Here is a 26,816-nt window from a genome sequence, read left to right on the forward strand (position 1 = left end):
CGGTTGAAATGATCTCTCGAAAATAGGCGATGCTTAACCTATTCTTTTTATAATCTTTCCCCTAAAAAACAAAAGAAGCCTGTTTATATACAGGCTTCTTTCTAATATGCAGTAGAAGTGTTTGTCCCCCACTTCTTCAATAATACAAAATCAAGGCGTATTTATCCCGTTAAATTGCGCTTGCTTGATTGCCCAAGCTAGGGCATTTGCCATAAGTCGTGCATTTTCTACATTACCTCCGGTCCATCCCGTACGCGTAGTAGGTTTGAAGCTGGCATCGATGGCTAGAGGATATGTAGAGGCCGATCCACCGGCTCCTGATCCTGTAGTACCATTGAAGTTGGCTGCAAATCCGCCCTCACTGATGAAGAGGAGGTTGTATCTTTTGTGCTTCAATATCATTGGTGTTCCACTGTTGTTTTTAGATATAATTACTATATCGTCATCATCGGGTAAGCCTTGAGCACCCGAAGCACCATAACTGTCATTACCCCACAAAAGCCCTCGTATATCGCCAAAAGGACCATTCACAATGTCGTCATTCACAAAGTTTAGAGACATCACATTGGTTGTTGTCCAGTCTGCCGTGATGGTATATCCCGGATACAGAGCTTCAAAAAAAGCTTTCACCATTGCCTGACGTTCGCATACAAAGATAAGGACACCTCCTTTTTTTAGATAATCGACCAAATTGCTTGCCATAGTTGCTTTATCGAGAGGGTCGAGGTCAAAACCAGTGATAACAATATCGGGTTTTGTATCCAGATAGCTTTTAACGGTGGCTGTATTGTAGGCTGCTCCTCCGCTTACAACATTGTACGGATAGAATGTTTGATTCGCTGAATAAGGTACTATCTTAACGGTGCTGTTTTCTGTATTACCAAAGTTGACAGAAGCATCCATCATTTTTCTTAGTCCCGATCCGGGCTGACCTAGATATCCGGCTGTATTTTCATAATATCCGAACGCAAATACCGATTTTGTAGGATAGCTTACCACAACGGTTGCCTTACAGGTGGAAACATTTGAAGAACTGTTGGATGTGATTGTCATTACCTTGTTTTCTACACTGGTGGGAGTACCATAGCCTTGAAGTTTTACTGTTTGGCTGGCAGTACTTAGCAGACCCGAGCCTTTGAAGTAGATGCCATCTACTGTGTTTGTTTCAATAGAGTAGGTTGCTCCGTATGGGGCTGTTACATTCAATGTCACTTCAATGTAATTTGCATCGGGGTCGAGCGGTTTATTTAGCTCATATACACCTCTCACCTTAGTGGCACTACAAGACATATTGTAAACAGGTTTCACCGAAGAATCTTCCACATTGATACGCAAAGGGTCGCAAGTGGTCAGTTGTTTTCCGTTAAATGTTATTTTTATGAGATCACCTGCTGTTCCTACCGTATGATTGGTTGGAGTTCCTGCACCGGGGATAGAAAGGTAATAATAACCCGTAGTCAGAAAAACGCCCGAAGCGGTAAAGTAATAGCCGTTAGACGGGTCGGGCATTGTAATTATATTGTATGCCCCTGCCTTTGTTACGTGCAATGGTATAGTCATGTAATTGCTTGCGTTTAGCGATACATTGTTTTGGTATATCCCCGCAAAGGTCAACGAGTCGCAATTACCTATTTCTACAACGGCGTTACCAAGCTTAGATTCGAAGCAATTCCATTTTTCACCGTCCCATTGGTTTAGTCCCATACACAGTTCCTTATCGTCGTCTTCTACCAGATTATATACAATCAGTCCGGTGTGCATCTGATCTATGCCCGTCTTGTTTGCCGCATAATCATCGCTAGGTCCGGAAGTCGGATTGCTCGAATCTTTCAAAAGCATAGGGAAGAGCTGATTCTTCTGTGAGAGGTTTACACGTGGTAAGGCTAACCCTTTTGAGGCATTGGCTGTACCATCAATAATATTGTCTTTATCTTTCAGCTGCAATAATGCTCCGGTAGCAGAGGGTTCACCCGAACCAATGGTTACTTGTGCATTTGTTGTCAGATTTGTGCAGAAAATTGCTATCAGCAATAATAATACCCCGAAGGATATACGTTTTGGCATTTGTCTCATGTTTGTCTGCTTCATGTAGTTTTCAATTTTAAGTTTTATGAATAATCGTGTATAATCGCATAGTCTTGTTTGTTGTAAGTATCTATTTTTTTTATCGCTTTTTTCTTTTTTATGAAAATAGCAAGTCGTGCTATTTATTCTCTGGCATAGAGACAGAGGAATAAGATTTTAATTTTATAAAATACAGTATTTGTTTAGTATACACTTTTGTAAAGTTTTATGTCTAATTTGTTTATGACAAATAAAAGAGAAGCAAGTGGATTGAAAATAAAGAAAAATTATATGTAAACCGACTTTATGCTACCAATGAAATAAACATATCTTGTACATCATCAGAAAGAAATATATGCTCAATAAACATATTGTTCTGGTCAGAATTCATAAATAAGTCTTCCGTATTACCGACTTGTGTTGCCTCGTTTAATAAATGTTTGTCACAAATATTATGCAAAGATAATAATATTATATAAAAAAACAACCCTTTAATAATCATATAACTAAATGCATAAGAAGAGTTTATGAAGAAGGCTTCAATAACGTAGGTTTCGGAAAGATGGATGCGGGGCGTAAATAGTGGAATTGAATAAAATCTGTGATGGCTAATTATATTAATCTGTAAAAAATGTTTATTTTTGCAAGTTCTGGAAAGCAGCTTATTTGTAGGAGCTGCATAACTAAAAAAAGAGAAAGACGAATATGATTAAAATTACATTTCCGGATGGTTCCGTAAGAGAATTCGAAAAAGGAACAACATCTATGCAGGTTGCTGAGAGTATCAGTTCCCGTTTGGCGCAAGACGTGCTTGCCGCAAAGGTAAACGGGGAGGTTTGGGATTTAACAAGACCAATAGATACGGATGCGACGATCGAATTGCTGAAATGGGAAGATGAAGACGGAAAGCATGCATACTGGCATTCGTCGGCACACCTTATGGCCGAAGCGGTGCAGATACTTTACCCTCATGCAAAATTTGGGATAGGCCCTGCCATCGAGAATGGATTCTATTATGATATAGACTTTGGTGATACACCTGTCAAAGATGCCGATTTTCATAAGATCGAAGCTAAAATGATGGAGCTGATAGCCAATAAGGAAGAGATCAAACGTCAGAGTATAACAAAGACCGATGCGCTCAAAATGTTTGGCGACCGTAACGAGGGGTATAAGGTAGAACTTATCAACGACCTTGCGGACGGAACCATTACAACATATACACAAGGGGTATTTACCGACCTTTGCCGTGGACCTCACTTGCCCAATACATCGTATATCAAGGCAGTGAAGATACTTAGTGCGGCGGGTGCATACTGGCGTGGCGACGAAAAACGCAAGCAGCTGACACGTCTTTACGGTATCACTTTCCCTAAAAAGAAAATGCTCGACGAGTACCTTTTGATGCTCGAAGAAGCCAAGAAGCGTGACCACCGCAAGATAGGAAAAGAGCTTGAACTGTTTGCCTTCTCCGAAAATGTGGGTAAAGGCCTTCCGTTGTGGTTGCCTCGTGGTACTCAGTTGCGTCTCAAACTCGAAGACTTCCTCAAGAAGATACAGAAGAGATTCGAATACCAACAGGTGATGACACCGCATATCGGTAGTAAATTGCTTTACGTGACTTCGGGTCACTATGCAAAATACGGACAGGATTCTTTCCAGCCGATACATACACCGGAAGAAGGAGAGGAGTTCTTGTTGAAACCGATGAACTGTCCTCATCACTGCGAAATATACAAAGTTGTTCCGCGCTCATATCGTGACCTGCCTTTGCGTATGGCTGAGTTTGGTACTGTATACCGTTACGAGCAAAGCGGCGAGCTTCATGGACTGACAAGGGTACGTGGATTTACCCAGGACGATGCGCATATTTTCTGTACACCTGAGCAGCTCAAAGAAGAGTTCCTCAAAGTGATGGATATTGTATTCATTATTTTCAAGGCTCTTAATTTTGAAAGCTTCGAAGCACAAATCTCGCTCAGAGACCCTAACAATCGTGAAAAATATATCGGTAGCGATGCAAACTGGGAGAAAGCAGAGCGTGCCATTATAGAAGCCTGTGAAGAAAAAGGTTTGCCGGCACGTGTAGAGCTTGGCGAAGCGGCTTTCTATGGTCCTAAGCTCGACTTTATGGTGAAGGACGCATTGGGTCGCCGTTGGCAGTTGGGAACAATACAGGTAGACTACAACCTTCCTGAACGTTTCGAACTCGAATACACAGGAGCCGACAACCAAAAGCACCGTCCGGTGATGATTCACCGTGCACCGTTTGGGTCGATGGAGCGTTTCATTGCCGTGCTTATAGAGCATACAGCCGGAAAATTCCCATTGTGGCTTGCTCCCGATCAGGTGGTGATATTGCCTATCAGCGAGAAGTTTAACGACTATGCTCACCGTGTGTCTCACTATTTCAAGCAACAGGGTATCAGTTCGCAGGTCGACGACCGTAACGAAAAGATTGGACGCAAAATCCGTGACAACGAATTGAAGCGTATCCCTTACTTGCTGATTGTGGGAGAGAAAGAAGCCGAAAGTGAAGAGGTTTCGATCCGCAAACAGGGCGATGGTGATAAAGGCTCGATGAAGTTTGTGAACTTTGCCGCACAGCTAAATGAAGAAATGGAACAGATGATGAATGCTTGGGAACAGCAGGCTTAAGTGTCGTCATTTTTACTACGTAATATAAAAGAGTCCCAAAAGTTCTTATAACTTTTGGGACTCTTTGTATTTGTACAAGATTTCAGCTTTCTTGTTGTTTCAATTCTGAGAGCATTCACTTAATTATCGTTGCCTCGAATATTTGCTGTAAGTCTTTTTTGCTTCTGATGCTTTCAAACTTAAATGCTCCTATCGTTAATGCACATCCCATAATCAACATTACGTAAGGAATTAAAGAAAATATGCCGAACTCATTCTCCTTTATTAAAAAAGGAAACAAGATACCGATGAGAATAATGAATGAGAACCAGAAGCCCAAAAAAATAATAACATAACTAGGAAGTTTCATTTTTACTCTGATTATGGTCTTGCCCCATTCGTTGTGAAATTCGCCTTTGATTTTAGGTGAAAAAGAATTCTGATAATTTATATTGCGTTTTATCTCAAATGCATTGCTTGTGGAGTATCCTTTGTACGTATTCTGTATTCTGATAATGTCGTTTATTCTATTTTGTATATCATTTTCGGACAGATGAGTCTCGTATACAATGTTTTCGAAAGGTAAAATGTTTTTCATCTAGCGTATTTTATTCATTCTTTTGATAAAGTTAACAATTTCCGATTAGATACGATAAGGCAAGAGTACGATTTTGTGTAGTTTAATCTTTGCTACTAACTCTTTGCATTCTCATCGTTTTATGGATATGCCGATGATGCTCTAAGGGTTACATTATATATACTGTAATATATAGAGTGTAATTTGATTCTGTTTTTGGCTAAGTTTGTCTATTCATGCGGTTTTTAAGGTTTTATTTCGTATATTAGTTTTTTAATGCAAACATAAAAGACGATACAATGAAAAAAACTTTATTAATTACACTCATTTTGGGAGTGATCTCATTATCCTGTTTTTCGCAGCAATTTGAATTAACCCCCGAAGGGTTGAGGGACGCTGCTGATACATCGAAAGACTTTTTAGTTATTCCTGTTGACGGAAAATCGGCATCAGACTTGTATAGTATGTCTAAGCGGTATGTAAATGAAAAAATGTCGAATCCCAAATTTGCAATAAAATCCGATTTAGATGGAGATTATTTGCGATATAGTCTTTATTACCCAACGATATTCAGCTTTTCTAAAATGCTGGTTAGTCTCAAAATAAATGGCGCTTATCAGATAGAAATGAGATTTCGGGATGGGCGTGTTCGCTATAATATCACAACTCTGAGTTTAACCTTCGAGGAGGGTGGCAATGAGTTTTATATTGCTGCCAGTAAAATGAAAGGCTGGGCTATTTTTGATAATAAAGGAAAACTTTTGATGAAAAATGAAAAGCAAAAACTTGAAGACCATTTTAATAATGAAGTGAAGATGTTTATTGATTTCATTCAATCGGATGGAGCTAGTGTAAATGATAATTGGTAAATAAGAGCCGTTATACAAAACGAAATCTGATTAATTGAAACTAAAGTGATGAAGCTGTGGCAATTTTGGATGTATAAGTAAGAATAGGAGACATCCCCCTTTGAATTAAAAAGATAGGGAAATTTATACAAATTCAATAAGTTTTTTATTACCTTTGCACCCAGCTTTGTTTTAAAAATAAAAATAAATAAAAAATAAAGGAAAAGAATCTAACATTTTTTGAATGAGGAACAATAGATTTAATCAAAAAAAAGAAGAGTTACACAAGATCAATAATAACATTCGAGCTAGAGAAGTTCGTTTAGTCGGAGATAATGTCGAGCAAGGGGTATACTCTATTGGTGAGGCTTTACGATTGGCTGATGAGCTTGAGCTTGACCTCGTTGAAATCTCTCCAACAGCAGAACCTCCTGTTTGTAGGATTACAGATTATCAGAAATTCCTCTATCAACAAAAGAAAAAGCAAAAAGAAGCCAAAGCCAAATCGGTGAAGGTGGTGGTGAAAGAAATTCGTTTCGGACCACAGACCGACGATCATGACTTCAATTTCAAGTTGAAACACGCCAAAGGATTCCTCGAAGAAGGTTCTAAGCTAAAGGCTTATGTGTTCTTCAAGGGACGTTCCATCTTGTTTAAAGAACAAGGAGAGGTGTTGTTGCTTCGTTTTGCTACCGAGCTTGAAGACTACGGAAAAGTAGATCAGTTGCCGGCACTTGAAGGTAAGAGAATGATCATGATGATGTCTCCTAAAAAATCACCAGCAAAGGCTGCTCCTGCTAAACCGAAGGAAGATAAGCCAAAGGTGAAAGTGGAAAAGAAAGAGGACGAAGAAAAAAGTGCAGAATAAGCAGTTCGAAAGAATTGCATTCGTATATAAATTAATTTAATTAATAAACTGAGATGCCAAAAAAGAAGACTAATTCCGGTGCCAAAAAGAGGTTTGCCCTTACCGGAACAGGAAAAATCAAAAGAAAACATGCTTTCAAAAGTCACATCTTGACTAAGAAAACAAAAAAACAGAAAAGAAACCTTACTCACACAACAACAGTAAGCAAGGTGGACGAAAAGTCTGTTAAGCAATTGTTGGGAATGAAATAATTGTATTTCTTAAAAGCAAGTTTTAAAGATTTATTAACCGGATGTATGCAGCAAAGTGTTTTTGAAATAAAAAAACCGCTATCATTCAAAACAACGTAAATTATGCCAAGATCAGTCAATCATGTTGCTTCGCGCAACCGCAGAAAAAAAGTTCTGAAATTAACAAGAGGTTACTATGGAGCCCGCAAAAATGTGTGGACAGTAGCCAAAAACACATGGGAAAAAGGTCTTACCTATGCTTTCCGTGACCGTCGTGCTAAAAAACGCAACTTCCGTGCACTTTGGATACAACGTATCAATGCTGCTGCACGTTTGGAAGGTATGTCTTACTCTCGCCTGATGGGTGCTCTTCACAAGAATGGAGTAGAGATCAACCGTAAAGTTCTTGCAGACCTTGCAATGAACCATCCGGAAGCGTTCAAAGCAATCGTAGATAAAGTAAAATAAAGAATATCTTTATATACAAAGAAAAAGCAACCCACTGTGGTTGCTTTTTTTTGTTTCTATCAGTATCGTAGTGCTCCGCTCTCTGTCATGCTGAACGGCAGTGAAGCATCTCATAATAGAAAGAGGGAAGAGATTCTTCGTTTCACTCAGAAACAACTGTTAGCTCCGCTGATTCTGCGAATTCGTCAGAGCGAAGCGGAGCCAATGACAAGTCTCAGGATGATAAAAGAAGATAGAGCAGAAAGTGCAAGGAGATTACAGATCCCCTATAATGTACACGCCTTAGATCTATATATTAAACGGATTAGGGATATGCTCGTTTGATATTTTTGAAACAGCCTTCCAGCCATCAGCATATTTGAGTAACGATATGTAGTCGGTAGTTATTAATTGACCTTTTCTCAGAAGTTGAATTTTTACAATAGCCGCATTGCCTGTAATATCTATTGTTTCAAATGAGTAATCAACATTTCTTTCGCCCGATGCTACTTTGTCGGATGATGCTTTATATTTATTAACCACGTCTATCCAGATATTCAAAGGCAACTTGTTGAGCTTGTCTTCATTTGCAATCAGTATTGCAAAATCAGGGTGGAAGCCATCTCGCATTTTATCAGCATCTAGTTTGTTAAGTGCTCCGTTCAGAAAGGATTCTGTCAGTATTTCTTTTATTGCTTCTTCGTCCGACTTTTTCGATAATTTGCCGGTTTCAAACAGCCAACTATCGTGCAGCCATTTTTCGGATTCGTTATACATTTTCGTAAAGTAATCGGTGTCTATCGCTTCACCGTAGTGATGGACGATGTGTTTTAGCACATGCTCCTGTTGTTGGTTGTCGAATGTGGCGCAGGCGTCATGTATCATCACAGGGTAATAACCTTTGTCGTGTGCTTCCCTGAATGTGGATTCCACGCAAACGTTGGTTGCATATCCCACCAGATAGAGTGTCTCAATATTATTATGCCTTAAGAAGATATCAAGATTTGAGCCGGCAAAACCACTCGACCCTGTTCGTCCGGAGGTTATAAATTCGCCTTCGATTGGTATTAGGGTTTCGTAGAAATCGGAACGAAAATTACTGTCCGGAAAAGTTTCGAAACAACTGATGGCTTCCCTTAGTCCGGTTTTTCCGTTTGCTAATTCGGGGTGCCCTTTCTGAAACCTTAATCCACAATGTATGACTGGCATACCTGTTTTTCGTGCATAAGCCAATACGGATTCGAGATTCTGAACAGATTTATCAAACATCTCTTTACTTTCAAATCTTTTATACAATAATCCATCGGGATGCATCCATTCATTCTGTGTTTCGATGAGAATAAGTGCAGACTTTTTTACATTATTTGTTCTTGACTTAAAGTCTTGTGCATGCAGTGATGTTGTAGCAGCCATTATGGCTATAGTCAATAATACTTTTACTTTCTTCATTTTTTTTATTTTAATGAAATTAAACTCCCTTATTTGTATATAATATTCATGAATTGTAAATAAATTGCATTTTCAAAGTAAGGGAATATTTTTTATATTTGCAACATTGATTGTAAATAAGTTACAATATGGCTAAAATAGAAGATTTATCATTTGATAATGAATTTCTTGATAAACTGATAGTTGGGATAGGAGAAGTGTCGCAAATCACAGATATTCCAACCCGACAGATTCGTTATTGGGAAGAGAAAGGTATTATTACGAGCTTAACAGAGGAAGAGGGTAAGAACAGGCGCTACGATTATCCGAATATCAAAAAGATGCTTCTTATAAAAGAGCTTCTTGATGAGGGGTATACATTAGATGCTGCAGCCGAGAAGGTTAAGAATCGCATGATGATGATTGAGCAAGCGTTGAAAAAATTTAAAAAGGAAGAGTAAATTCTTTCGGATCATCCGACTCTATAGGAAACTAACTATACTTGAGCTTTCTTATCTTTTAGTTCACTATCAACTAAGGGCGTATATCGTTATCTTCTTCTTACTCTCTCTCTGTCATGCTGAACGGGAGTGAAGCATCTCGTGATGAAAAAGAGAAAAGAGATTCTTCGCTCTACTCAGAATGACATAATCACATAAAGACAAAAGGACAAAGCCTGATAATAGATATTCTAGGTAACTCTCTATTCTATAAAGATCTACACGGTGTGCATCTGTCTGAATCATGATTTCTATACGTTATCGAGTTTGTCTATTATGGGGCTTTTCTTCATTGCTGATTTTGTTATTGTGTAAAAAAGCTATACTTTTGCAGCTCAGATAAGGATTTTGCTACTTGTACTCCAGCGTTAGGGAAGAAAATAGGGAGTATGGGTATCCTTTTGTAAAGAGTTCTTTGCATACCCTAATAATTTAGATATACTAATTTTTAAATTATTTTGATTGATGAGTAAAAGCAAAATTTACCTGCCTCTCTTAGTGTTGGGAACTGCATTTTGGGGAATTTCGTTTCCTTTATCCAAAGATGCATTTGATTCTATCCACCCTTACACATTCATGTTTTATCGTTTCTTAATCGCAACTTTCATTCTGGCTTTGATATTCTACAAGCAGATTCCGAAGATAAACAGTGAAACAATCCGTAAAGGCGCTATTGCCGGGCTATTCCTTTTTATGGGTATTTGCTGGCAAACGGTGGGGTTGAAGTATACAAGTTCGTCCAATGCCTCGTTTATTGCAGGGGTAGAGGTCGTGCTGATTCCTTTGTTTGCGTTCCTATTTATGAAAAGATCTATTCAGACACGAATGTGGGTGGCGTGCCTTTTGGCTTTGGCAGGGTTGTATATTATTGCCATGGCGTCGGGGTTCTCAGACTTTAGGATCGGAGACCTGATGGTGTTTGTGGGGTCGTTGTTTTATTCGGTTTACATATTGTATGTAGGCAAGATCAGCACAGATTCACGGTCTGAGGTAACGGCTATTCCGTTTGTTATCATTCAGCTATCTGTTTGTGCTCTTTTGGCGGGTGCATTAACTGTATCTACGGAGGGCGTTGGGGCTGTCTCGATGTCGTTGCCTTTTGATGTATGGAAGGCTTTGCTGTTTGTGGCCATTTTGTCTACGGCTTACATGTATTGTATTCAGAATGCGGCTCAGAAGTATATTGAGGCTGAGAAGATCGCTCTGACATACTTGTGCGAACCTATTTTTGCGACTGTATTTGCGTATATAATATTGAATGAAGAGATAACTAGCCGAACAGTGATTGGAGGTACACTGATTCTGTCGGCAATGCTTTTGGCGGAAGTAAACGTCATGGCTGTATACCGACGTATCAGGGCATTCTGTACTGTGAATTAAATTGAATGAACCGATTGTAGTCAAAAAGAGATATTCGCTGAGAGTGTCTCTTTTTGTTCTTTGTGGGAGGCTGTAAGATAATTTTGGATTGTATACAAAAGCTGGGAATAATTTTATATTTTTGTGTCGCCTAACGGCCCTGTAGTTTAATGGATAAAATAAAGGATTCCGGTTCCTTAGCTGTGGGTTCGATTCCCGCCAGGGTCACAAAAATTAGAGTCGTGAAAGCGCTGTAATCTATTTGATTACAGCGCTTTTTTTCTTTTGTGTTTATTTTATGCCTATAAGGGCACTATAGAATATGAATTATTTGTAATACTTTTTGCAAAGCTCTGCGATTTCGAATAGCAGCTGATTGGTTACACCGATGCTTACTTGTCGTGTGTGAATGAGAATTTTGCTCTTTCCATAATGAACATTATAGTAGTTTCCTTTCGATAATATAGTCGTCTCCCCTGTCCATTTTACATCAAAGATATCCTCTATATCAAAATTAAATTTTTTTGGATAATGACCGCAAGCCATTATTACAATAGGAAATTTTTGAAAGAAATCCTTTTTAAATAATGATTTGCGTTTTTCTATACTTTCTTTAGTTAAATCATTATTTTTTAAATAGTTGCTGTTAGGTAAGCATATTTGACTTAGTTCTGTGATAAAACTATAATCAAGAAAATCATATTTGGGGATTTCCTTTCCAATTATAGTTTGTACCAACATTTGATAATTTCTCCATGTTGGGCTATTTGGCCAATCTTTCAAAGCATCTGTCTTTAATTGATCCAGTCGACCATTACCATTTAGCCAACAATCTAAATTATGTTCAGTAGAACATTTTTCCTGAAGTATTATGTTTTCTTTTTTATCAGGGTTAGGCATCTTTTTATTGTTCCAGCCACATTCTTTGCCTATGATCAGTATACGAGATGTGGGCGAACCTTCTCCCAAGAAGAATTTTTCTTTGCTGCAATACTCTAAGACATTGCTAAAATCAGTATTTTCCAATTCTTAAAAGATTATTGTTTTATTAATCTATTTTTATTTCTTACAAAAGAAAATTATTTATTCTGTTTATGCAAATTAATATGTCCCTTTGTATGTTTAAAAAGCATGCGAATCAGGCAGGTAATATACTAAAACAAAAAGATAAAGAAAACAGGTAGTGACTGACTAATATTGTCGTGGGCACAGGATAATTTAAAACCCTAATGTAAATCATGTATTTACATTAGGGTTTTTTGTATACTTAGGCTAATACTTCGTATTGTAAAATGGTGACAATATTCCAGCTCTCATCCTTTTTTATAGAGTCTTCTGCAATATTATTATTTTAGCTTTTTTAGTATGTAAGCTAAATGATAAGTTTCTTTCATATCCCAATCTTTATTAAAGGATACTTCCTCTACATAATTGGTTTCACCCTTAGGCAATATCTCATGAAGACGTTTATATCTGTTGTCCTTTTCGTTTGTCTTTTTTGAGACCCACACATCAAATATCATGAGGGCATAGAGGGAATAATCTTCTGAATTTATATCAGCAAGACCATTGATGTTTATGTCTTTATTGGTAATACGTTCATAGTCCCGCAATAGAGATTCTTTCTTGTTCTCTCCTTGCAAACGCTTTGCTTCTATTAAAATAACAGCTTTGCTTTCTTCGTCTATAACGAGGGTATCAATATGTTCTCGTCCGGCAAGGCATGCCTCCTGCCAAATAATAGATTTAGGATAAGCCTTTCTATAGCAAGATGAAAAGTTAAATGTTAAATTTCGCTCAGTAAAACCGTTGGATTTGTGTGCCGGATAATATTTGCTTAATATCTGATTATAGCACTGTACTGTCTCTTTAAAGATGTTCTTTATTGTCTCATTCATAGTATAAAATGTTAGATTTACAGATTGTATTGTCGCTTGCAATTTATAAATATTAATTGGGAAATAATGATTCTTGATATATTATCATTGATATGCTAATATTTTTTTCTGAAAAAATAAAACATCATCTCCAATACGATTTATCTTTCACCCCCTTGACTACAATCTACTTACCCCTTCTTCACATCCAATAACTCAACCTTTCAGATGGATATCTTCTTTTTTTAAGAATATAAATTAACATTTTTTACGCTTTTTGGTGATTGTGTAGCGAACTTTTTCGGAGGTGGGCTGTTTTATGTCTGTAGTTTTGTAAAGTTTGTGTTAAGGTTGGGAAGTCTGCGAAGTGATTTCGCGGGCTTCTTATTTATTTTTATGGTTCGCTATTTTCATATTTTTGTCATGATGAACGGTAGTGAAGCATCTTATTCGTTAAGTTATGATTAAATACTTCGTTTCACTCAGGATGACAATCAGCAAGTCACAAGAATATAACATATGTAAAGCGTATCAATAATTTTTTTTAGAAAACGAAATTTGCCCAATAACTTTTCTGTTTTCCTCTTATTCATTTTTTATATTTGCGGTATGAATAAAATTGTTCTATTTATCGTGAGGGGTATATACAAGACTACACCTCCATATAAGGATATGCCGGATACATTATCAAAAACAAGTATATACTTGCATTTTGTTTTGTACCTGGTAGTAGCTATTGTCTGTTTGGGATTGATTATTAATATTTTTACGGGTTTTCTCGATTAAGGTATTTCTTTCACGCAAAATAGCTTCTTAACCCTTTAAAAGAAAAGAGCATACACAAATATCGTCAGAAGCATAGCCGATATAGTAAAGAATGGGATAAACAAAAACTTATCTATCCTCTTGCTAATGAAAAGATAAACCAGAATATTGATAGAGACAATTAACCCTACAATATATGCTTTCATGGTTTTTCCTACAACCACAAAAGGATTATATAATAAATACGTGTCGCTCGATTGTTGGGGATAGCCGTATAGTTTTTCTACTATATACCCTATTATCAGATATAGAATAATAAGACCTAAAAGATATAAAAGGCTATATAAAGCACTGTAGGCAACTTTTTTCATAAAGCGATCGTTGAATTTCTGTATTTTTTGTCACAACTTATTCAAAAGACGAAAGTAGCAATAAGAAATCACTTTTTGGTTGAACCGTTTCTCGATTCTTACTTTCTCGATACACAGAAATCCCATTTTAACTAAAATACTTGCTTCCTCAGCTATTTTCTATATCTTTACAGTCAAACAAACCGAGACAAAAATGAAAAAACTACTATCCATAATCCTACTAATCAGCCTGTCTGTAACCTTCTATTCGTGCGGAGATGATAAAGAAGAAGAAAAACCCAAAGAATTTGTATGGAACGGCGATTGGAACGATCCTGCCGACCCTAATTTTAAGCCGGAAGGGTATAATCCGATAAAGGGGGTATGGCGGTTCAATTGGGATACCGATAGGGGAATATGCTTTTCTGAAGATTTCAAAGTTTATGATGTATATTTTCATCCCAATGGAAAGTATACTATGGAATTGTGGTATGATAAATACAGTATAAACGACAAAGCTTTTATGTTTAATCCGCTTTCATCAGATATATACAGATATAAAATAGAAAATGGTAGACTGAAATATACTATTGAACTTACAGAAGATAAGGGTTGGGGTAGTTTAACCAAAATAGAGAAATAAAAGAGGGAGCTATTTATTTCGCTCCCTTTTGCTTTATGTTATTTTACGAATGAGTTTTAGTGTTGCCTGATTCTTACCCAAAGGGTCATAACCATCTATTTCAGCTACATTATAAAGGTCTCCGTTGAATCGGATAAGCGATTTATTTAAATTTCTATATTCTTCCGCACTAAGTATGCAATCAATTATTGTGTAATCGTTGCTGTTGTCAAGCAGGAAGAAGAAATTTTTCATAATCGAATCCAGTTTATTTTCATAATCCAATATCATTTTATAGGTATCATTATATTCGTTAGAAACAAGGGCAACCTGTACATTCCTGTGCTTTATGGTTTCAATATTAAATATTCCTGACTTATACCAAAAACGTTGGGCTTTATCATAATATCTTTTCTTTAACATTTCTGCATAATCTCCATCCCAAGCTTCATATTCGGAAATGATAGGTACTTCTATGATGAATTCGCCCTTCCTGTCAAGTAACCTCCTGTACCAGTTGTAAGAGAATGTCGATGTTTGTGTTATTTTATTTGTTTCATTACTACCTGTATAATATTGTCCACCACCACTATTCCCCGAATTGGTGAGTTTTTCATCCGTTTCCCTGCCGGTATTTTCATCTATTTTATTTTTCATTGTCCGGTAATAACCTTCTTCGTTTGTATCAATTGTAAATCCCAATTCATACATATAAGGCAGTTTCAGCGATTCGTTCCGATGTTGTCGAATATTTGCATATCTATCGATATCTATTATGTTATCCAGAGACTGGACAATTTCGTTGCCTTTTATTCTTAGTTCAAAATTAATATCCCCTTTATGAATCAGCTTGAGGTTATGAGCCTTGCAGAAGTTGTCTATCCAATCATTGATTTTTATTCCGTTAGGTAAGAAATTGGTCAAATTTAAATTTCCTTCGTCAAAAGAGGCCGGGTCATTCCAATTCATTGGGATACCGGGTTTACTAGAGCCATTCTTATCTACAGTAAGCCAACTTCTGTATGGACTGAATGGGGTAAGTGAGAGATCAAATTCAATACTATGATTGTTCCAACCTCTGTTAGACTTTTCGTAAGTGGATGTGGATACTAGGGCGATGCGTTCTCCTGCATTCAGCCAGACTATCTGAGATATATGTCCGGTTGCAGTGCCGGTACTTCGTGCTGTTTTTGTTGCAGGTGCATTCTCCAGTTCTACTTTAAATAGGGATGCTTCTGTTCCATCTTCATAGATATAACCTGTACTTTTTACAGCGGAATAGAATCTTTCTTTAACTGCATTTTCAGCCAAATGATGGCTCCATGACTCGCCACCACTTATTGCTATTGGGTTGTGCTGTACACCATCTGTCACTGTAGGGTTTTTGTAAGTTGAGTATGAGGAAGACTCTCCACCCCATGAAAAACCGCATATCATATTCAGATTTTGTTTCGGATCTATAAATGTCACCTCGTGAGGCTTTGGATATTTACTTCCGCTTTGTCCCTCCTTTTGATTAAGATTATTCTGGTAAAAGGAATTATCGAAATGTTGTTTCGGCAGAAATGTTCCCTCAGTATATCTTAAAACTTTTACCTCATACATGGGGCTACCAAAAGTTCCCGGAATAATCTGTGGACCTCTATCAGTAGAGAGCGAGGCAGATTTTATAGCTAGATTAACGTCAAAATCAAGTTTGTAAAGCCCATCCTCTGGAACAACCATTTTTACAACTTTTGCTACTCTGCTGTCTTCCACACTTATATTATCGCCCGGATCTTCCCTTTCACTGACTTTTATGTTTTGTGAATAAAACAAATCAGTGTTGATCGACATAAGATTTGTACCCGCTTTCTCTAAAGTGTCGTATTGTGTTTCCTTTTTGTTAATATTATCTTCCATATAGTTTCCCCAAGTGCCCTTGATTCTCATTCTGGAGGCACTCCATACCATTCTGAATTCTTCCGGATTCTTGTAACTGACATACAAGTTATTTATCCTTTCATCATTCAGGGCATCTCCGGTAAGAGTATAGTCGGCATTCTTAAATATTTGCTTTAACATGTGGATACAATTAACAGAAGGAGGAATATCTTTTACATCCAATAATACCGAATCATCTAAAGTAACTTTAAACTCATCTGTAATGTTTTTATTATTAGTGTCTTTGGGCAACAACCCATACAGCACCAACGGAAATATACAAGGCGATATTTCTCCATATACCGATTTGTCGTGCCCCCCGGTATTGTATCGAGTGATATCATCTACACCGGTAAATGGGATAAGCCACTTCCCTGCCTGATTCATCATCGTTTCGCCAAAGATATCCTTTGCGGTGAGGGGAGCGGGCACTCCCAGATTGCCCTTGTAACTGTCTTGCGTGATCTCGCTCAAGCGGAATTTACCGTCGAGGATAAGGATACCATCCACATACAGGCGAGCGTCTTCATAGATGCGAAACTTGCCCTGTACCTCCTCCACATTCACATGGCTGAAAATCTCGTTGTTGTTGGGTGTGGCAGGCAGCGTTATCTCGTAAGACATCTGTGCGTCTTTCACGCTCAACTCGGCAGGATTGATAAACTGGCGTTTTAGCCGTATGCCGAGACTCTCAGGACTGTTGATGTCGCAAAGGCGGTTTTTGATGTATAGTTCTATGCTCATGATTTGTATTGATTTGTAAATTAAGTGACTGTCTAGTATTTGTCATGCTTCCTAGCGGTCGGGATGACGAAAGCAACAATTCGTTTATTCATATCTATCTCCTTCCCTTTATGATCGAATAGCTCAACTCCGAACCACGTTCCATCAGCTTGTTGAGGCAGACATACCGTTGCGCATCTATCGAGTGGTTGTAGCGGTCGATGGGGCGGTTTGTAGCCTCGCCGTTGATGTCGGTCTGCCAGCGATAGTTGCGGTACTCGTTGATGATATTCGTGCTTCGCTGCGTGATGCGCTTGCGGTAACGGTTGAGTATCGAGATACCTGTAACGATGCTGTCCTTGCCTTTCTGTGCAGGTTCTACTCTCCATCCTTGCGACCTTATCTCGCTGATACTCTTCGGCTCTGCGCTATCGGCTACGATAGGGATGTCTTGCGCTATGCCGTAAGACCGCAGAGTGTTGGATATCATCATATTGTCGTACCCTTTATCGTATAGCAATTCGTCTATCCACAGCTCGCCTTCCGACAGGCGTATGTCTACTATTGCCGTAGGGTCGTTGGTGAACCCGAAGTCTATGCCTATCCAGCGGTTTTTGTAGGTATGGGGCATCTCTTTCACTACCTCCCAATTGGTCATAATAGACCCTTTGAGCGAACCAGTAAGTCCTTCGCCATACACCTGCCACCAGTTTTTGTCGCTTCGGTTCGATTCTATTTCTTTCACCTGTGCCTCTGTCAGATACTCGTTGTCTTTGTATGTGGAATGAATCAGAATTGCATCGTCGTTTAGCAGTACTTTCTGGTCGAGCCAGAACTCAAAGCAAGGATTGCAGTCCAAAAATATCGTATCGGTGGTACGGATAGCCAATTGCCTGAACACTTCATATTCTATATTTATGCACTCGTTGATATACAAAATATTTCGGCTCGGGCCATGTACTTTCGATGGATTGTCTGCCGAGAAAAATTCGATAATGCAGTTGTTTATCCTGTAAATCTTATCCGTTGCGTTCCACTGCCGGGCATTCCATTTATTCTCCTTTTGCAGGATTTCTTTAAAGTCTCTGATACAGCCTTTTTTGAGGTGCGGCATCGACTCCGATACAATGGATATTACCCTCGGCTTATCCGAATATTCGGCAATAAAGAATAGTAATTGCAACAAGCTGTATGTCTTCGACGAACGTGTAGAACCTTTGTTTACAATGTACCTGTAAGGGTAGTTGTAAGCTTTCAGATTTTTGTCAAATACGGTTGTTGTGTTCATTGTATATTTTCTGTTGTTTTCTCTCTTTTTTCTTTTCGCCTTTTGTGTCTATCCCCCCTCCGTCCTTAGGGGGCCGTTCTTAGGAGTTTGTAACCTTCGTCCTTAGGGGTTTGCAACCCCTAAACCTTACTATAAGGATTTGAAATCCTGATAAGAACCACTTTCGGATTGCAAATCCGAAAGGACGGTGTTAAATCCAAAAGAACGGTGCTTATTGGCTAGTTATACGAATCAGAATAATGATACTTCATCTCCACCCTGTAAAGCTCGTCCTTAGAATTTGGCTTTATATTCATCTCGTCTACAATGATGTATCGCTGTGTAGCCAGCTCGTAAACCATGCGTGACGCACTCATTTCCTTGAGCCAGTTGCATACTTCCCTGCGCACAGGCATTGTTTGCACGGTGAACTGCTCGGTAACGGTTTTGCTATACACCGATTCGATGTCGCTACTCGTTGTAAAATGAGGAGTCTGCGTTTTGAATATTGTATTAGCCTCAGCCTTGAAATCGGTGTGCTCCGTTCCCGAAAAGTTGAAACTGCTCCATCCGCCCAGTCGGTTGAGGAATGCAAAATCCTTTATCTTATACAGGCATTCGGGAAGTATGCCGAACGTGAGTTCGTGGCTTATCTGTATGGCTTGCGACTCGTAGGCCGAATATATCAGATATACACGAACAAGACCTGTGTTGGGGTATTCGTGGAGCAGACTGTCGATATCAAGCTTGATAGTGTTTACCATAAAAAAATCCTTGCGGGCTTTCAGGTGCTTAGTCTCTTTTGCTATTATTTGGCCCGATTGCGACAACAGCTCATAACAGATGCCAAACCGATACTCATCACCAATGCTTTTGCTATGCTCTGCATCGGACAGTATGAAATTGAAATACTGTGTTTGCCCTTTTACATGAAAGAGTTGAGGCTGATTAGTCAACGGCTTTACCTTCTTTATGTCTTCGGGGTTTTTAGACCTTTCTTTTGTGTCGAAAACATAATCCGAAAGGTCGTTTTTCTCCAACGTGCGGTTGTATCCGGCGATGGAGTAGAGTACAGACGAATGGTAAAACTGCGTGGTGTGAGAAACGGTTTTGTCGGTGATCACATGTTTTGCTGTAAACCGAAAATCTTTGATCGTTCCCGTGTCAATCCAGTCCTTTTCCTTCAGAAATGTTGTGGGTATCGTATTGTTTTCCAGTATATTCGTGTTGAACCACAGCGGGGTATATGAATATGCTTTGGTAAGCGTTATTGCCTTTGTACCCATATTGTCGTCCGAGGGGGTGTCGTCTTCGCCAAGGAATATGCCTGTGTCTTTGTACATGTCGAGGTGTATTCCCACGTTGTCATAACCGATAGCGATTGTATCTGTGCCTGCGGGATAAGTCTCTGCGGGATTGCCTGCGACACCGAAAAAAGTTCTGTCTCTGCCATTGCTGTTTTTCCGAAAAACAAATGAGAATACATACTCTTTTCCACTACCGTTCGATACGATATTTATTGTTTTATTGTCATCGGGCGATATGGAGATTTTGAAATTCTTGAAAAACTCATTTTTCTCCAAACCCTCTTTCAGAGCCAGTGCCGTGTTGTAGTATTCGTATTGCCAGGCAGGCCCTGAGTATTCATTGTACTTGCCTAGATAGAAGGCTCCGGGCTCGTTTAGTTTATCCGGGTCGGATGTGCCCTCAAACTTATGCTCTATGCCCGATTCGGCTTCAATGATGCTAAATGATGATATATTCTCGTATATCTTTATGCCCTGCACATCGGGTCTGATAAAGACATAGCCACACCCTGTGAGCTTGAGTTGTATCTCTACCGGCTTGCCTTTTGCCGCAACATTGGCTTCGAACTGTATATAATTGGGGTTACCCGCCAGGGAAACCTTTGCGGGTTTTATTGTTGCTTTGGCTATGTCTGAGCCGTTAATAAAGTATCCCATATTGTGTTGTTGTTTTAGTTGTATGAAAATTTTGATGTGTATTTGTCCGTCCTAAGTCTCCGTCCTTAGGGGTTTGCAACCCCTAAGCTTTACTATCAGGATTTTAAATCCTAACAAGAATTACTTTCGGATTGCAAATCCGAAAGGACGGTAGGTAGAGGCGGGGCTTGTCCCTGCCCGTCCAATTGAGGGTAACCACAAGGGTTATCCCTACAAAATACCTGAATAACTATTGCTAATTACTTACTTATCCGTCAGTTGAAATATTTATTCAATTCGTCGATCGTTGCTTCAAAAAGTTGGTCGTACCATTCAGTTTCAAACTTGCGGTCTATCTTTTCTTCCAATGTTGCGAGTATGGGACGCCCTTCGTGTCCGTCTCGCCAGATGGCACGTGCGATGAGAAAAAGGGTGCTGTTGTCACTCGGGATGTTTCGCGATAGTGCCCAGTCTCGTAGCTCGTCCAATGGCGGAAATTTGCCTTTGCGGGGTGCTCTGCCTTTTTCGAGAAAGGTGATATAATTGTCGAAATAGGCTTCGATCACGATATTTCCGTTTGCCGCTCGCCACGATACGTTCACGTCTTTCGCCTTCTTTCGCAGTGTGTTTTTGTTCACCTTGGGGTTTCTGCTTATTTTATCGTCCTTGAAAATATCGCCAGCAAGAATGGCTATTTCGTTCGTTATCTGATCTATTGCTTTTTTTAGTGCGGGTGTCATTGCTTTAGATTTATTACTTCTTTATTTTCAGATCAAAATCGGGAAACTTGTTCACAAACACTTCGCAATTGCTCGCAGGCGATAAGTCGAAGCTCTTTAAGGTTTGACCTTTTTCGAACTCCTTGCTTGTGTCAAACTGCTGATCGATAAGGCACAGGTTTTGCATGTTTGCCTGTGTAAAGTTGACCGAAAAACGACAACCCGCCGCATTGTCATCGTAGTAATCGCTGAGAGTCATATAGTCCCAATCGGGAGTGATGAAGATGCCCAGTGTGTCGCGGCCCTGCTTAATACGCTCTATGATATTCAGCCCGGTAGAGAAGGCAAGGTTTTGCAAGTGGCTTACCGATTCTTCACTTTGCGAGAGAAAAAGAATTGAGAAGTTCACCGAGTTGGAGAATGTATTGTTTCGGTTATTGCCCCGCAAAGGGTCTTCGAGCCAGAAGAGAGGATAGGCCTCTTTGCCGCTGCCCAGCTCGTAATTACGCCCATAGTAGAAGGCTTTGATAAGCTTATGTTCACGAGCTTGCTGCCTGAAAATGTCGATTATACTTTCTATCATTTCTAAAAATTTAGGATGTGTTTATTAATAGATAATTTTCTTAGAAAATGATGAAAAGAGGTGTGGATCACCTCTTCATCTGTCTCTCAAACTTATACTGGTCTTCTTCGGCGTGTGACTTGTCTATTTTATAGAGGAGAAATCCGAACACTTCGCCAACTGTTTTTCGAGTGATCGTATCAAATAGGTGTATCTTATCCTCTGCCAGATCGGCAATCGTTTTATACCACCCCCATTTATTGCAAAAGTCTTTGTATCCTTTAGAAACCGGGCGGCTTGAGCCATTACCGTCGAATAGTGGTTCAAAATCGCTTCGTATTCTCTCTTTTTGGATAAAAAAAAACTGATCAGCGGCAGTGCCTTGTCGCATGTCAGGTTTTTGAACATTTCGGTACGTTCGCCCAACAAGTCGGGGTTGTACTTTTCACCGATAGGGCGGCAAAGGATAGCCAGCAGTTCGGAGAGTTTGCACTCGCTGTCGCTACCGATCACATTTTCGGCATCGACCCATTCGCCGAGGGTAAGTTTGTCGGCAAAGGATACGAAATATTCCGTGTCTCCTACTTTTATGGCGTTAGCAGGGGGCAGTTCGCTGTCGAACACAAAGTCTACAATCTCGGCAAGGGCATTAAACACCTGTGCGGGCGATTCCAGCAGTACATTCGCATCTATATTGCACACATCGGCAACAAAATGCACCAGATCGAGCTTAGTCTCGGGCTTTTGCATGTAAAGTTTTTCGTAGCGTGATAGTTTGATGTCGCTCCAGCTTTCGGGGATTTCTAGTTTTACGTTGTTTAATTCTACTGTTACCATACGTTTTTTAGTTGTTTGTATAGTAATAGATAATTTTGTGGGAAGATCATGAATAGGGCGATTCTTTGTATATTTGATGGTGTGTTCGAAAGGATGACAGAGGAAAAGGGAATAGGGGATTGCAAATCCCCTATAACGGAGGTAGAAGCAGTTTTCGTTTGAGACAATTAAACCTTCTCCAAGATTTATATTCTAACAAGAATAAAACTATAAATGTAAATACTATGAAAAAGTTGATTGCATTACTTATATTGACACTTTTATATACTCATTCTGCTGACTTGTCGGCTATAGAGCATCATTCACAAGAATCTGCCAAAGTGAAGATTTCTTGCCAAAGAAAGATAACGTCATTGGGCGGCGGTTATTCAAAAGATGATTTCTCTGTTTATTTTCGAGGCGAAAAGTTAAGGGGTGCCTCTGCCAGCTCATTTAAATATCTGGGTGGCGGCTATGGCAAAGATAACTGGAAAGTATTCTATCGGGGGATAGTAGTTGAAGAGGCTTCGGCCTCATCGTTCGAATACTCGGAAAGTGGCTACGGTAAGGATAGTTGGAAGACTTTCGTTGGAGGTAAAGCTGTTGCAAATCAAAATTTGCAGTCTATAGGTGGTGGTTATTCGAAAGATGATTTCGCTGTTTATTTTCGAGGAGAAAAGTTAAGGGATGCCTCTGCCAGCTCTTTTAAATATCTGGGTGGTGGCTATGGCAAAGATAACTGGAAGGTATTCTATAAGGGGATGGTAGTTGAAGAGGCCTCGGCCTCATCGTTCGAATATTCGGAAAGTGGCTACGGTAAGGATAACTGGAAGAGTTTTTTTAGAGGTAAAGCTGTTGCAAATCAAAACTTGCAGTCTATAGGCGGCGGTTATTCAAAAGATAATTTCAGTGTTTACTTTCGAGACCAAAAGATCGAAGATGCCTCTGCTAGTTCATTTAAATATCTGGGTGGCGGCTATGGCAAAGATAACTGGAAGGTATTCTATCAAGGGATGGTAGTCAAAGAGGCTTCGGCTTCATCGTTTGAATACTCGGAAGACGGGTATGGAAAGGATAACTGGAATGTGTTTTATAGAGGGAGAGTTGTCGAAAGATAAACTTTTTTGGAGACGACACCGAAAGGGCACAGGTGATTATTATATCTCTTAAGGTTAAATAAGAAATGCGAGTTTTAAAAAAACTCGCATTTCTTATTATTCACGTATTTAGCTTATACTATTTATTCTTCATAACTTTTTCTCGAACTATATTGCCTTCGTTATCTGTACTTTCGAAGAAATATATACCCCTGTTCAGGTTTGTGTTTTCTATATTGAAGTTCACTGTGTTTTTTTCTTCATATACTTTTACTCCGTATATATTATAGATGCGGACATTTTTAAAAATAGGAGTATCTTCTACGATAAGAGATTTGGTGGTTGCAGGTTTTAGAGTTACCACTTTGCTTAGAATAACCCCATCTTGACTTACGCTGATTGTTGTTGTTCTAGGTGATGAACCATTATATTTTGATTTCATAAAAAGCCCCCATGTGTAAGGATTCGGATTCATTTCTTGCGTTACATCAAATAAAGATGAGTCGTATGTCCATGTAGGCCTAGTTGTTGATCCTCCTGCTAGAATAAAAGGTGAAACTACCCCATAAGTGAAAGTATCACTCCCCGCCAGATAACGGTAAAGTACAGGAATACTCTTCTGTAATGTTAATTGATCTGCTATACTGACTTCCACAGATACGCTACTTAGAGCCGTACTAGAAACACGATAAGTAGCTCTAGTCGTTCCTTGTCCACTGGTCAAGGTCAGGTGTTGATTGTTTTTCCAAAAGATCTTCTGACTACCTATATAATTTACTAAATCAACACTAACTGTTCCATCTCTATAAACTATACTTTGCCCATAATCAGATATGCTTGGTTCGGGCATATATTTGGTGTTTGTAGTCATAAGACTGCTCCCCAGCCAATTGCTCAAACGGGTGGCGTCACTACCTCCTCCTGTCCAAGATTGGTCTAGTCGACCATAATAGACCGACACAAAAGAGCTATTAGGACTACCAATCAATTGGCCTATTACTTTTTTATTTGAATTAAACAGTGGAGATCCCGAAGAGCCTGGCTCTACAATTCCGTTATCAAAGCCAACAGACCAAAGTGAGCTTATCGGAAAACCTTGTGGTCCAATATTTATTATCTGATTATTTGTCGGTATACTATGGTCATCAAAAGATATCTTCATAACATCTCCCCATGGATGATGGATTGCTGTTCCTCTTGGCGAAATTGCTCCATTACGTTCCCAGCCTAAGAATGAAACTTTCATAGGCCCAAAATATGGTATCGTATTTTTTTTAATTTCTACCAAAGCAAAGTCTGTTGCAGCCCATGCAGATCTGAATGTTGCTCCATTACAGGTAATACCTGTAGTAGGAGAGCTTCCTCCGCAAGCATTTCTTGTGAAATGGAATTTGAACATCCATTTTTCGGCATTTGATTTTTCGGTAGCAGTCAATTCTCTATCAGTATTACTATCAACACAATGAAAAGCTGTCAGAAAATAAGGAGTGCCTTCAGAGGCACTGTTAATCAATGCTCCGCTACACCATTCTGTACCATTACTTAATAGAACTACTGCAATAGCATCAGATTCAATCTTCCAATCCGGATAACAAACTACATCATTATGCGAAGACTGCTGGGCATCGCCATAGCCTTTTAGTTTGCTTGCTTTTGGTGGAGTACTTCCTCTATAGGCATGTATCACTCTTTCTATTGTCAACCTGCTATTCTCTTTCTGATCTGAAGGTTCGAACAGATAAATAGTTACATCATCTCCTTCTATGAGGTCAGTAAGGAAGAATCCACTCTCTGTATGATCTTTTTGAGTCACAGGGCCATAAAGTACTGTGTTTTTTTTGTTGGTTATATATAATTCTGCACCTTCGGGAAGATAGAAGTTGTTAAATACAAAATTAATAGAAATAGCTCCTTTCGATTCGAAGTTCATAGACCACAGTCTCCCTCCATCTATACTTCTCCAAGTACCATCTTTTAGTGTGTAGTTTACATCAAATCCTTTGCCAAAGCGATAAGGCGTATCACCCATCTCGTCTACGATCTGATCCTCTTTAAGCATCCTTTGCACATCGAAGGTTGGCATTTGATGTTTGATACTCGATTTTGTTCGTTTTTCTAATATTTTTATCTGATCCAAAGCATTTCCTTCAGAGAAGTACCTTGTTTCCACCTGCCCGACGGCAAGTAGCGTGAAAATTGATAAACTAAACAATAGTAAAATTTTTCTCATAACTATAAGATTTAATAATTAAACAATTTGTTATTTATTCTTATGGAAAATAAATAACTCTTATTAACAATGTGTCTGTCGCAAATCTATAGAGCATAAAATCAGATATTACAAATGGTAATATTTTGATTAAATGCTTTTTGTGGTCTATTGTCAGACCCTTTAATACTTATGAGGTGATATCAATGTTTAATAACTGAGTTGATAAATGTACAAAAAGATTTTGTATTATTGTTAAAATTTAACTAATATTTTTTAATAAATACTTAGTGATAAAAATCAAGTTAGAAAATGATTTATTGTATTATTCCTGTCTGTTCTTTGGCGGTTGTAAGCTCAATGTTTTTAATATAAAGATTTGTAAATAAGAGAGGTTGAAGGAAAAAGGGAAGCACGTATATTCACGATATATCCTCTCTGTCATGCTGAGTAACGAAGCTTTTCGATTACTCTTAGGATGGAACAAAAGCGAGAGCTAAGCTTGTAGAATCGTTCTTAACGAAGTCAGCCTCCCAATAATGAGAGACTGACTTATATTTAAGTACGTAAAAGCAATGCTATTTCATTAATATAATTCTTATTATTCCTACACCATGAGTGGTTGGAATAGAAGTTCCATGCCCCGAAGATGAACCACTTGTCGTTTTTGCATATAAATTTACTTCAAGATCAAAATAATTCTTGTCTCCTTTTCTAAAAAAATACCACATAACATCGTCGTAGTAAATAGAGAATTCAACTGTTGTCCCTTTTATCTCGAAATGATAGGCAAAAGGAAGGTTAAAATCAATAGTATCGTAACTTCCGATGTTTAATGTTCTCTTAAAAATTAAAGGCTGTATATAATAAATGAAAAGTATACCGGAATGGATTTGAAAAGTATACCACTTAGGAAGGATTTTCAAAGAACGTAAAATGCTTATAAGTTAGCTTCTCTTGCTAACATTTTTTCAGTTTCTTTAAC

General features: G+C 38.7%; 23 protein-coding genes and 1 tRNA gene. 10 read left to right on the forward strand and 14 right to left on the reverse strand.

The window, feature by feature from the left end:
* Window positions 1-150: 150 nt before the first annotated feature.
* Window positions 151-2,088 carry a hypothetical protein gene (locus QOX35_RS09840; RefSeq protein ID WP_283686758.1) on the reverse strand — a complete coding sequence of 646 codons (1,938 nt, stop codon included), beginning with the start codon at window positions 2,086-2,088 and terminating at the stop codon, window positions 151-153.
* 681 nt (window positions 2,089-2,769) lie between these two features.
* Between QOX35_RS09840 and thrS the strand changes: the two genes are divergently transcribed.
* Complete coding sequence (gene thrS, locus QOX35_RS09845) at window positions 2,770-4,722, forward strand: threonine--tRNA ligase (RefSeq protein ID WP_283686759.1); 1,953 nt, start codon at window positions 2,770-2,772, stop codon at window positions 4,720-4,722.
* 115 nt (window positions 4,723-4,837) lie between these two features.
* Here thrS and QOX35_RS09850 read toward each other — a convergent pair whose 3' ends face one another.
* Window positions 4,838-5,299, reverse strand: a complete 462-nt coding sequence (locus tag QOX35_RS09850; protein ID WP_283686761.1) for a hypothetical protein — start codon at window positions 5,297-5,299, stop codon at window positions 4,838-4,840.
* A gap of 278 nt (window positions 5,300-5,577) precedes the next feature.
* On the opposite strand from QOX35_RS09850, the gene QOX35_RS09855 reads away from it, so the two are divergent.
* The 4 genes from QOX35_RS09855 (at window position 5,578) to rplT (ending at window position 7,692) form a co-directional block, all read left to right on the forward strand.
* On the forward strand, window positions 5,578-6,147 hold the full coding sequence (locus tag QOX35_RS09855) for a DUF4468 domain-containing protein (protein WP_283686762.1): 570 nt from the start codon (window positions 5,578-5,580) through the stop codon (window positions 6,145-6,147).
* Window positions 6,148-6,370: 223 nt separating this feature from the next.
* Window positions 6,371-6,994, forward strand: coding sequence for a translation initiation factor IF-3 (gene infC / locus QOX35_RS09860; RefSeq protein WP_252638338.1), 624 nt, complete (start codon window positions 6,371-6,373; stop codon window positions 6,992-6,994).
* Between the two features lie 53 nt (window positions 6,995-7,047).
* Entirely contained in the window at window positions 7,048-7,245 is a 198-nt protein-coding gene (rpmI, locus tag QOX35_RS09865) for a 50S ribosomal protein L35 (protein ID WP_006843779.1), read from the forward strand.
* Window positions 7,246-7,347: 102 nt separating this feature from the next.
* On the forward strand, window positions 7,348-7,692 hold the full coding sequence (gene rplT / locus QOX35_RS09870; protein ID WP_006798843.1) for a 50S ribosomal protein L20: 345 nt from the start codon (window positions 7,348-7,350) through the stop codon (window positions 7,690-7,692).
* 288 nt (window positions 7,693-7,980) lie between these two features.
* Here the strand turns inward: rplT and QOX35_RS09875 are convergent, their stop codons facing one another.
* The gene (locus QOX35_RS09875) at window positions 7,981-9,120 is read right to left on the reverse strand and encodes an isochorismatase family protein (protein ID WP_283686763.1); all 1,140 of its coding nucleotides are present in this window, start codon (window positions 9,118-9,120) and stop codon (window positions 7,981-7,983) included.
* A 128-nt stretch (window positions 9,121-9,248) separates the two neighbouring features.
* Between QOX35_RS09875 and QOX35_RS09880 the strand changes: the two genes are divergently transcribed.
* From QOX35_RS09880 to QOX35_RS09890, 3 genes are all read left to right on the forward strand, one after another.
* Window positions 9,249-9,560 carry a MerR family transcriptional regulator gene (locus tag QOX35_RS09880; protein WP_283686764.1) on the forward strand — a complete coding sequence of 104 codons (312 nt, stop codon included), beginning with the start codon at window positions 9,249-9,251 and terminating at the stop codon, window positions 9,558-9,560.
* A gap of 504 nt (window positions 9,561-10,064) precedes the next feature.
* A complete protein-coding gene (locus tag QOX35_RS09885) occupies window positions 10,065-10,979 on the forward strand; it encodes a DMT family transporter (RefSeq protein ID WP_283686765.1) in 915 nt (304 codons plus the stop codon).
* A gap of 135 nt (window positions 10,980-11,114) precedes the next feature.
* Window positions 11,115-11,186, forward strand: a tRNA-Arg gene (locus QOX35_RS09890).
* Between the two features lie 99 nt (window positions 11,187-11,285).
* Here QOX35_RS09890 and QOX35_RS09895 read toward each other — a convergent pair.
* The 3 genes from QOX35_RS09895 to QOX35_RS09905 all read right to left on the reverse strand — a co-directional run bounded on the left by QOX35_RS09895 (window position 11,286) and on the right by QOX35_RS09905 (window position 13,971).
* Window positions 11,286-11,984, reverse strand: a complete 699-nt coding sequence (locus tag QOX35_RS09895) for a hypothetical protein (protein WP_283686766.1) — start codon at window positions 11,982-11,984, stop codon at window positions 11,286-11,288.
* Window positions 11,985-12,304: 320 nt separating this feature from the next.
* Window positions 12,305-12,856, reverse strand: coding sequence for a hypothetical protein (locus QOX35_RS09900; protein WP_135104646.1), 552 nt, complete (start codon window positions 12,854-12,856; stop codon window positions 12,305-12,307).
* An 800-nt stretch (window positions 12,857-13,656) separates the two neighbouring features.
* The gene (locus QOX35_RS09905) at window positions 13,657-13,971 is read right to left on the reverse strand and encodes a hypothetical protein (RefSeq protein WP_283686767.1); all 315 of its coding nucleotides are present in this window, start codon (window positions 13,969-13,971) and stop codon (window positions 13,657-13,659) included.
* Window positions 13,972-14,164: 193 nt separating this feature from the next.
* Between QOX35_RS09905 and QOX35_RS09910 the strand changes: the two genes are divergently transcribed.
* Window positions 14,165-14,593, forward strand: a complete 429-nt coding sequence (locus QOX35_RS09910; protein ID WP_283686768.1) for a hypothetical protein — start codon at window positions 14,165-14,167, stop codon at window positions 14,591-14,593.
* A gap of 33 nt (window positions 14,594-14,626) precedes the next feature.
* Here QOX35_RS09910 and QOX35_RS09915 read toward each other — a convergent pair whose 3' ends face one another.
* From QOX35_RS09915 to QOX35_RS09940, 6 genes are all read right to left on the reverse strand, one after another.
* The gene (locus QOX35_RS09915) at window positions 14,627-17,239 is read right to left on the reverse strand and encodes a hypothetical protein (RefSeq protein ID WP_283686769.1); all 2,613 of its coding nucleotides are present in this window, start codon (window positions 17,237-17,239) and stop codon (window positions 14,627-14,629) included.
* Window positions 17,240-17,333: 94 nt separating this feature from the next.
* Window positions 17,334-18,506, reverse strand: a complete 1,173-nt coding sequence (locus QOX35_RS09920; RefSeq protein WP_283686770.1) for a PBSX family phage terminase large subunit — start codon at window positions 18,504-18,506, stop codon at window positions 17,334-17,336.
* Between the two features lie 218 nt (window positions 18,507-18,724).
* Window positions 18,725-20,449, reverse strand: coding sequence for a hypothetical protein (locus QOX35_RS09925; RefSeq protein ID WP_283686771.1), 1,725 nt, complete (start codon window positions 20,447-20,449; stop codon window positions 18,725-18,727).
* Between the two features lie 254 nt (window positions 20,450-20,703).
* A complete protein-coding gene (locus QOX35_RS09930) occupies window positions 20,704-21,168 on the reverse strand; it encodes a hypothetical protein (RefSeq protein ID WP_283686772.1) in 465 nt (154 codons plus the stop codon).
* Window positions 21,169-21,181: 13 nt separating this feature from the next.
* The gene (locus QOX35_RS09935) at window positions 21,182-21,730 is read right to left on the reverse strand and encodes a hypothetical protein (protein ID WP_283686773.1); all 549 of its coding nucleotides are present in this window, start codon (window positions 21,728-21,730) and stop codon (window positions 21,182-21,184) included.
* Between the two features lie 123 nt (window positions 21,731-21,853).
* Window positions 21,854-22,546, reverse strand: a complete 693-nt coding sequence (locus QOX35_RS09940; protein WP_283686774.1) for a hypothetical protein — start codon at window positions 22,544-22,546, stop codon at window positions 21,854-21,856.
* Between the two features lie 224 nt (window positions 22,547-22,770).
* Here QOX35_RS09940 and QOX35_RS09945 point away from each other — a divergent pair, with 224 nt between their 5' ends.
* On the forward strand, window positions 22,771-23,643 hold the full coding sequence (locus QOX35_RS09945; RefSeq protein ID WP_283686775.1) for a DKNYY domain-containing protein: 873 nt from the start codon (window positions 22,771-22,773) through the stop codon (window positions 23,641-23,643).
* Window positions 23,644-23,761: 118 nt separating this feature from the next.
* Here the strand turns inward: QOX35_RS09945 and QOX35_RS09950 are convergent, their stop codons facing one another.
* Window positions 23,762-25,852, reverse strand: a complete 2,091-nt coding sequence (locus QOX35_RS09950) for a T9SS type A sorting domain-containing protein (protein ID WP_283686776.1) — start codon at window positions 25,850-25,852, stop codon at window positions 23,762-23,764.
* Window positions 25,853-26,409: 557 nt separating this feature from the next.
* Window positions 26,410-26,562, reverse strand: coding sequence for a hypothetical protein (locus QOX35_RS09955; protein ID WP_283686777.1), 153 nt, complete (start codon window positions 26,560-26,562; stop codon window positions 26,410-26,412).
* Window positions 26,563-26,816 lie beyond the last annotated feature (254 nt).

It is taken from the genome of Dysgonomonas sp. Marseille-Q5470 (genome assembly GCF_951230145.1).
Lineage (GTDB): Bacteria > Bacteroidota > Bacteroidia > Bacteroidales > Dysgonomonadaceae > Dysgonomonas.